Annotated in this window: 7 protein-coding genes and 1 pseudogene; 3 read left to right on the top strand and 5 right to left on the bottom strand. The window is 69.9% G+C overall.

From position 1 onward, the window contains the following. Positions 1 to 34: 34 nt before the first annotated feature. Positions 35 to 313: pseudogene (locus tag ACWGR4_RS30890) on the bottom strand (16S rRNA (adenine(1518)-N(6)/adenine(1519)-N(6))-dimethyltransferase RsmA); the annotation flags it as partial. Positions 314 to 888: 575 nt separating this feature from the next. Here ACWGR4_RS30890 and ACWGR4_RS30885 point away from each other — a divergent pair. After that, a complete protein-coding gene (locus tag ACWGR4_RS30885) occupies positions 889 to 1,254 on the top strand; it encodes a hypothetical protein (RefSeq protein ID WP_452133318.1) in 366 nt (121 codons plus the stop codon). Between the two features lie 96 nt (positions 1,255 to 1,350). Here ACWGR4_RS30885 and ACWGR4_RS30880 read toward each other — a convergent pair whose 3' ends face one another. From ACWGR4_RS30880 to ACWGR4_RS30870, 3 genes are all read right to left on the bottom strand, one after another. Then, entirely contained in the window at positions 1,351 to 1,527 is a 177-nt protein-coding gene (locus tag ACWGR4_RS30880) for a hypothetical protein (RefSeq protein WP_452133319.1), read from the bottom strand. A gap of 734 nt (positions 1,528 to 2,261) precedes the next feature. Beyond that, positions 2,262 to 2,675, bottom strand: coding sequence for a hypothetical protein (locus tag ACWGR4_RS30875; RefSeq protein ID WP_452133320.1), 414 nt, complete (start codon positions 2,673 to 2,675; stop codon positions 2,262 to 2,264). A 220-nt stretch (positions 2,676 to 2,895) separates the two neighbouring features. Continuing rightward, the gene (locus ACWGR4_RS30870) at positions 2,896 to 4,176 is read right to left on the bottom strand and encodes a hypothetical protein (RefSeq protein ID WP_452133321.1); all 1,281 of its coding nucleotides are present in this window, start codon (positions 4,174 to 4,176) and stop codon (positions 2,896 to 2,898) included. A 190-nt stretch (positions 4,177 to 4,366) separates the two neighbouring features. Here ACWGR4_RS30870 and ACWGR4_RS30865 point away from each other — a divergent pair, with 190 nt between their 5' ends. Together ACWGR4_RS30865 and ACWGR4_RS30860 are read left to right on the top strand one after the other, a co-directional pair. After that, positions 4,367 to 4,588, top strand: coding sequence for a type II toxin-antitoxin system HicA family toxin (locus ACWGR4_RS30865; protein ID WP_452133322.1), 222 nt, complete (start codon positions 4,367 to 4,369; stop codon positions 4,586 to 4,588). An 18-nt stretch (positions 4,589 to 4,606) separates the two neighbouring features. Then, entirely contained in the window at positions 4,607 to 4,996 is a 390-nt protein-coding gene (locus ACWGR4_RS30860; RefSeq protein ID WP_452133323.1) for a hypothetical protein, read from the top strand. Between the two features lie 447 nt (positions 4,997 to 5,443). On the opposite strand, the gene ACWGR4_RS30855 is transcribed toward ACWGR4_RS30860, so the two are convergent. Next, a complete protein-coding gene (locus tag ACWGR4_RS30855; protein ID WP_452133324.1) occupies positions 5,444 to 7,144 on the bottom strand; it encodes a hypothetical protein in 1,701 nt (566 codons plus the stop codon). Positions 7,145 to 7,162: the final 18 nt, after the last annotated feature.

The raw sequence follows: 7,162 nt of genomic DNA, 5'->3' as shown, positions 1-7,162 counted from the left end.
CCCACCCTCCCGTGGGTGCCCCGAACCCGGCTGCTCACATACTGCACCTGGTTCCGCTCCCCGGCCCTGCCCGCGCCCCCGGGGGGCTGGCCCCCCCGCGCCCCGGTCGCCCCTCGGCGATGCGGGCGAACTCCGCGACGCCGAGCGCCTCGCCGCGCGTACGTGGGTCGATGTCCGCGGCGCGCAGGGCCTCCTCGGCCGCCGCCGCCGAGCCCGCCAGGGCGGCGCGCAGCGTCTTGCGGCGTTGGGCGAACGCGGCGTCGATCACGGCGAACACCTCCGCGCGCGTCGCCGACGTGGTCGGCGGGTCGCGGCTGCTCCGTCCCGGCTGCTCCGTCCCGGCTGCTCCGTCCCGGCTGCTTTGAAGGATCTTGTCGATCGATCTTGTGTTGACCAGGGGATTTGCAGTATCTGGGACTTTGGATCTTGACTGCGTGGCCTGGGTTTTGCTGTCCTGTTCGGCTTTGTCTGGCGTGTGGCCTGTGGTTTTGCGGGATCCGGGACGGATGGTCGGTTCCGTTGGGAAGACCTGCGGGTTGTCGCGGTCGCCGTGGTCGGGCAGGGCACGCCTGTACGACCGCTCCGACGGTGCGGGCCCGTCGCGGTGTCTCGTGTGGGTGTGGTGTTGCACGACGCTGGGTTGGTGATCCTCGGGGGCCGGCCACGGTGTGCCGCCGTCGAAAGTGTCGCGCGGTCCTCGCTCGGGGCTCGGGGTTCGTTCGTCGTCGGGTGGTCGTGGCGGGGGATGATGGTGCGGTGGTGGGGGTTCACGGGCATCGGCCGTGGTGTGGGGGAGGGTTCGGGGTGAGGTTCGTGCCGGGTGGGTTTCCGTTGGTGGTGCCGCAGTCGCCGTTGCAGTTGTGGGCCTATGACGCGGGTCATTCGAGGATGGTGTTCCGTCGTCAGACGCAGTACGGGATCCGTTACGAGGACGACCGGGTCCTGGACGTGTGTTTCCGGGATGTGCGGAAGGCGATGATCGAGCCGTACGTGCCCGGTGCGGTCGTGCGTCCGTTGGATGTGCCGCCGCCGGGTGAGGTGCCGGTGCCGGAGCACCGTCGGGCGAGGTATTTCTCCGTCACGGGGACCAGCGCCCTGCACGGCGGCGCCGTCGGGCACTGGGTTCTGTGCGGGAGTGTGTCGTGGGCGTGGTGGGACATCGGGTGGAACGATCCGAGCCCGTTCCTGGACGACGCGTCGATGGATTCCCTCGACGCGGTCGTCTGGCGGGGGCGGGTCGAGCCGCCCGCGTGAGCGCCTGCACGGCCGACACGGACGATCCCGGCCGGGCCGGACGACGGTCGGTTCCCGATCCTGGCTGCCGGGGCGGTGGCGGGCCGGTCGGTGGTGTCACGGTCGGGCGGTGGTGTGCGGGCCGGCGCGTTCGTCGTCGTGGGGCGGGGCGTGCGCCGGGAGGGTGGAGTCGTCGAGGAGCCGGCGTACCCACGACCGGTGGGTGACGAACGCGGCCCGACACAGCCCGCGTTCGGGGTGGTCCTCCTCGGGGCAGCCGATCGCCGGGTCCACCGGGTTGTCAAAATTGATCGGTCCGGACGGCGCGGCGTCCGGCAACACCGGGGCGAACGACTCGTCCCGGCAGGGTACTTCGCCAGGCGCGCCAGGAACGGCAGCGCCGCCGACGTCGCCGGGCCGATGTTCATCACGCCCGACATCGCCACCCGACCCGGCGCCCGCGCGGCCGCCTCGGCCGCCCCGGCATCCGGGGTCGTGACATACGCTCTGCGGCCCTCGGGCGATGGGCCGGACACGGAGTGTGTGGAACGGGCAGACTGGGAGGACCGACGGACTCGGAAGGCGTGATGGCGGAGTACGACAGGCCCGGGGACGATCGCGGAGATTCGTGAGCGGCTGGGTCCGCAGGAGCGTGTCGAGTTCGAGGAGTAGCTCGCGAACACCCCGTTCGATCAGCTCTACGCGAAGATCGTGTTGGAGTGGGCGTTGACGCCGGAGGAGCGGGCCGAGGATCGTGCCGTTCTGGACCGGGTGCGCGCGGGTGACTTCTCCGGGCTGCGCAACCTCGACATCCACCCCGCCGGCCCCCGGCTTACGTCCGGCGCGTCTCCGATGCTGCGATCCGCTCGGTCGACGGTTTCGCCCGCCGCTCCCGATGATGCCCACCCACACCCCCGAGCCGACGTCCTCGGGCCACACGTCGCACGTCGCACGCGCACCGCCTCCACGAGGGCACGGCACTGTCGGGTGCTCGACCCGGGCATTTCCGCTTCGGTCCCGAGCCCGGCTCAGTGTGTGGGGACGGTCCAGGTCGTGCCAAGTGTCGTGTCGCACCGCACGTGCTGTTGCCCGTCGGGCAGGACGTCGAGGCCGAAGGTGTCGAACGCGGGCCGTGCGTGGCCGTTCCACCACCGCCACGCCGTGTGGACGTCGTCCCAGATGCGGCGGGGTCCGTGTTGACGGACGCTCGCCCAGGATGTGCCGCTCTCGTCGCCGACCCATAGCCGTGACCGGACACCGGCTTCTTCGGGTTCGTCGTTCCAGTGGGTCCACGGTCCGGGCAGCAACAGCCCCATGACGGCCTCGTCGTGGCGGTCGCCGCCCGCGACGGCCCACGGCGACCGTGTCGTGGTCGACGCGTCGGGCCGGTGGTCGGGGCGGACGACGTCGGCGACGGGGGAGCGGTGGCCGGGCATGGCCATGAACGCCCCGCCGGGCCCGAACCGCCCGCGCGCAGGGCCGTCGGGGTCGACATCTCCCTCTCGACCCAACCGGTCAAGCGTCCCCGCACCGCCCGCAGCACAAGGGCGTTCGGCATCGGATCACCTCCCCCGAACCGAACGTCCCCGAGCGTGGGAGCAGTTCGCGGCGCACTGCCTCCCGGCGGCGGCCGAGACACATCCGATCCGGCCGTGCATGCGCTCAGTAGTGGCACGCCTGGGACTTCGGCATCCTGCCGGTTCCGACGTCGCGCAGGGAGTAGTTGCCGGCGAAGGCGTAGATCCGTTGGTATGAAACGTCGTCCGAGCCGACCCGGTTGAGTGCGGTGACGCGAAACGGCCGGCCGGCGTCGTCGATGACGGCCTGTTTGCGGACCCGGCCCAGCATGTAGGTGACGCGCAGGCGGAAGGCGACCTGACTGCGCGCGGTGGACGCCCTTGCGATGACGACCTGTTGCTCGCGCTTCTTCAGGGCGATGGTCTTCTCGTTGAAGAACGGCCGCCCCAGTTCTCCCACATCGGGCATCGAGGTCTCGATCGTCCGGGCGATCGGGCGCGGACTGTCCAGGTCGAAGCCCATCTGCATGGTCGGGCTTCCCTCCTGGGGCGGAATGCAGAAGAAGGTCCCCGACCACGGTGCCGTGCGTTCGACGATGTCGGGTTGTAAGTCGATGATGTTGACGTCGTGGCTGCCGTCGCCGGTCAGGGTGATGCCGATCGTGACGGAGTCCAGGGTGATCGCTCCCGCCTCGTCCATCACCCGCGCGACCTCCGGGTGGCCGACGGAGAAGGGCCTTGTGATGATCTCCCGCTGCGCGGCCGTCGGACGGAATTCGTCGCGGCTCGCGGCGCTCAGGCCCTTGTCGTCCTGCGGCATGAACCGTGTGGAGACTGCGAAGTCCGGATCGGTCGCCGGCGAGATGCCCCCGCTCGGATTGCCCCCGCCGGCCTTGTCCCCCGGCGAGGACCGACTCCCGAGCCGGTCGTGGATTCCGATACCGACCAGCACCAGAGCCAGGGCCGCGGCCGTCGCGGCGAGGATCGGGCCGCGGCGCAGGCTCGTTGCGCCCGGTCGTGCGGGCGGGTGACGTGGCCGAGGGGGTGGCAATGGGGCCGAACCGGGGTCGGGCACCGGCCGGTTCCCCGCTTTCGGCGCCGCGCTCCGCGTGTCGCTCGGGACCGAGGAGGCGGGAGCGTCGCCGGTCCTGCGGGCCCGCGCGGTGATCCAGCGTTCGCGGCATTCGCGAAGGAGCGCCGCGTCGCCGTTCATCGCCCGCACGATCGCCACGGCGTTGTCGTACGTGGGCAGGTTCGTGCCGTTCAGCGCTGCCGAGATCGTCGAGCGCGGAACCCGCGTACCGAACGCGGACTTGGTCGTGGCCTGTTCGATGGCACGTACCGAGACGCCTTTGCCGTGTTCTCGATGGACCCTGCGCAGCCATTCGGCGAATTCCTTGGTCGCCCGGTCGGCGTCGTCGTACACGATCGCGTCCCCCCAGGGTGTCCGGATGTGTCCGGAGCCTAACGGCGCAGGGTTCGGGGGCGTCCGGGATTTGCCGAAACTGTCCGGCCGGCTCGATGCGGGCGTGCCTGGACGCGCTCACTGGAGGCACCCCACCTTTCCCCGGCGTCGCGTCGTACGCCGATGCCGCCGGGTCGACGGAAGGACCTCCATGACCCGACGAGTCCGCACGGGACCACCGCCTCCCGGCTATCCGTGTTCGGCGGTCGATCTGATCCGCTTCCTCGAAGGCCACGGCTTCCATCTGGTGCGCGTGGCCACGCACTGCAAGCTCCGCGACGGCTGCGGCCGGACGATCGTCGTCCCCAACCACCCGCATCTGGCCAAAGGCACGTACTACCGCATAGTGAGCCAGGTCTCGCGTCCGTCCTGACCCGCTCGCACACAAGGAGTGGCATCGGACGAACGCCTGCTCGCGCGGGACGTGGCGCCGCTGCACACCGACCGCGATCTGCTCTGGGCGTTGCGGGTCGCGCTGCCCGACGTCGTGTACATCACCGACACCGACGAGGACGGCGTCAACGCGTGGATCCACGACGGCGTCCGGTCGCGGGCGGTGGTGACCACGTTGCCCGACGGCCGGGTCCGCGCCGGGCAGGGCGGCCCTCGGCCCCTGATGGACGAGATCGAGGCGGCGCGGGACGCGTGGGAGCACGACGGCCGGATCCGCCGCCGGGACCACGGCGTCACGATCACCGCCGGGGAGCAGTCCGTGTGGGCGGGCGATGCCGCGACCGGCCGCCGGTGGACGGTTCCTGTACCGGTTCCGGTCACCGGCTGATCGATCGGCCCACCGCGGTCGTCGCCCACGCGTGACCGGGACGGGACTGCTCTTTCGACGGCGGACGGTGAGCGATGTCCGGTCTTGCTGTGGTCGACGGCGCCGGACGACGCTGCAGCACTGCTGCGTTGCGAAGCCGATGGTCGGGCCCGGCCGTGACACGCCGCTGAATTGGTGGATCGACGTCGGGGAACTCGTGGACCGGCGAGGACAACCCTTCGGCGGTGGGACGTGCCGGGCCAACCGCGCCGATCGGCGGAGGGGCCACCGGGTGCCGCGAGCCGGCCGTCGATCCTCCACCGATTCGGGGCACCCCGGCGCTCCGGTCCCCGCTGTCCCTGGCTCCGTCGGAGCGCCGACCCGTGCGATACAGCGGATTCGGGCTCGCCCGGACCACGCGGACATCGGGTGGTTCAGGGAGTCTGTGTCGCCTGAGGTCGAGGTTTGTCATCGTGCGGCCCAGTAGACGGCGACGGCCATGGCGATGCCGAGAGGGACGGCGAGCAACACGGCGATCGATGCGTACAGCCGCCGTAGGGATCGGCTGATCGCGAATGTGAGAGTCGGGTAGGCGACAAGCGCCGTCGCCATCACGGTCGTGGAGAGCCAGCGGTGCGTGAAGGTGGGGAGCGACGCCATCAGCATCGTAAGGAGGGTGAAACCCGGAAGGACGGCGCGGACCGCCTCTCCCCACGGCTCGCGGGGTGGCTCCTTCTCGCTCGTCGTCTCCGCCGATGTGCCGGGCCGGGTCTCGCCGAAGTCGGGAGTGGGAGGGTTTGGTTTCGGCTGTGCGAGGTTTCCGTACTTTTCGTTCGTCGTCTCGGCCGCCGTGTCCGCCCGCGTCTCGCCGAGAGCGGCAAGACTCCCACTGAGCCAGGCGAAGAGTCCGTGGTGCCACTCGTACCGGAGGTTGAATCGCCGCTCCCAGGAAGCGACGCGTCCTTGCAGAAGGAAGGCTACGAACCACAGCACGACCGGCGCGGCCAACAGGAACATCCATACCCGTGTCGCAACGTGGTCGACCTGCAGCCCCAGTGCGATCACCAGGGGTATCGTTGCCAGCGGTTGGACCTGCCACCACCCCGGCGCTACGAGTGGCCGGGCCCTGGCGTGGCGGTCCGTGTCCACTTCTCCCGCGCTTCGACACTCGGCCACGGCCTCCGCTGCGCGTGTGCGAAGGGTGTGGAGGGCTGCGCTGTAGGACAGACGCCATTCCAGGCTCCGGCTCAGGTAGTACGAGGGCCTCACCAGGTCCAACACCTTCACGTCCGGGTGGATGTAGAACGGCTCGGCCACCTCGAGCGCGCGCGTGTAGTCCCTGGTACGGCGAGCGCTGTTCAAACGATGCAACGTGTCGGCGAGCAGGCGTGTGAAGTGGTCGTACACCGCGCGGCGGGCCTGATCCGGTGGCATGTGGGCGATGGCGAAGGTGTCGGCGATGTGTTCCCTGGCGTCGTTGTGACGGTTCGGACCGAACGGAGCTGTCACGATTACGGCAAAGGCGGCGAATCCCCAGCACAGGACCGGATCGGTAACCATTCCGGTGGGGAAGAAGACGACGAGGAGTGCCAGGGCGCCGATCTGGATCGGCCCGCTGAATTCGCGTTTCCAAAGCCGGACTGCGGCGTTCGAGACGTGCCCGAACTCGTGCAGCACTCGAAAGCGCTTCAGGTGGCCGTCGGGGCCGTCGAGGCCGATGACGAAGATGAACGAGGTACCGACGTAGTTCACGAAGGTGGTGTCGGGTTCCAGGGCCCGGGTCTTCATCCGCACGTCGAAGACCCGGACGTCGGGGCCGAGTCCGTGCGGCCGGTGCAGGCGCGCGAGAAGTGCCGCGCCCGCCAACGCGCCCGTGTCGTGTACCTCGCGGATCGTCCGGTGCGGGGCGGCAATGTATGCGTCTGCCGCTTGGACGTTGATCCACGAGGCCAGGTTGAGCATGCACTGGCGCAATGCGAACGCGGTCGAGAACGACGTTGCCGACAACATCGCGTTCTCCCACGTGGGATGATGTATGTAGAGCACTGCGAAGAAGAGGACGAACGGCATGGCGTCCAACAGCGCCAGTGTGCCGACCGCAACTCGACCGGCGCGGTGGCGCACGAGATGTTCCGACAAGAGCGGTTGCGCACGCTGGACGGCCAACACCGCCCCTATCAGGGTACT

This window comes from Embleya sp. NPDC055664 (genome assembly GCF_053618075.1).
Note: the sequence above shows the minus strand (reverse complement) of the source record. Positions and strands in the feature narration are given on the sequence as shown.

Bases quoted from the DNA above. Each gene is read 5' to 3' on its own strand.
- ACWGR4_RS30885 (WP_452133318.1), top strand. From the start codon at position 889: ATGGTGTTCCGTCGTCAGACGCAGTACGGGATCCGTTACGAGGACGAC.
- ACWGR4_RS30875 (WP_452133320.1), bottom strand. From the start codon at position 2,675: ATGGCCATGCCCGGCCACCGCTCCCCCGTCGCCGACGTCGTCCGCCCC.
- ACWGR4_RS30865 (WP_452133322.1), top strand. From the start codon at position 4,367: ATGACCCGACGAGTCCGCACGGGACCACCGCCTCCCGGCTATCCGTGT.